Source organism: Pseudomonas sp. ESBL9 (genome assembly GCF_036668715.1).
GTDB classification, from domain to species: domain Bacteria; phylum Pseudomonadota; class Gammaproteobacteria; order Pseudomonadales; family Pseudomonadaceae; genus Aquipseudomonas; species Aquipseudomonas lundensis.
Map to the genome: position 1 here is coordinate 1 of NZ_JAZEVV010000037.1, position 310 is coordinate 310.

The 310-nt window shown below is 35.8% G+C and carries 1 protein-coding gene; it reads left to right on the plus strand.

Going from position 1 to position 310, the window contains the following annotated elements; translation table 11 throughout:
• Window positions 1-278, plus strand: a 278-nt coding sequence (locus V6F78_RS22325) for a hypothetical protein (protein ID WP_332728366.1), incomplete at its 5' end; no start/stop codon positions are given.
• Window positions 279-310: the final 32 nt, after the last annotated feature.

The following is a 310-nucleotide window of genomic DNA, read 5'->3' on the forward strand; positions in this document are numbered from 1 at the left end:
TGTGTTGTAAGCTTGGTGTATTGATTATTGATACCTCAAGAGTTAAAGTTGTTTCAGGTGGGGTGAATGCATGTCTTCGAAAAAGTACAATGCCGTTTTATTTTAAAAGTTGGATTAAAGAGGGAGTTCGGATCTATTGTATTTTTTTTGTGGAAGATAGTGGTAGGCCTTTTAGGTTTAAGGGATTTGTTCTTCTTGGTGAGTGGGTTCTAGATCTTTTTAAACATAAAAAGATATTGTCTGGTAGCGATACGCTTATTTGTTCTGAGGTATTTTAGGCATCAGAAGAGTGATTTAAGGGCGTGGAATT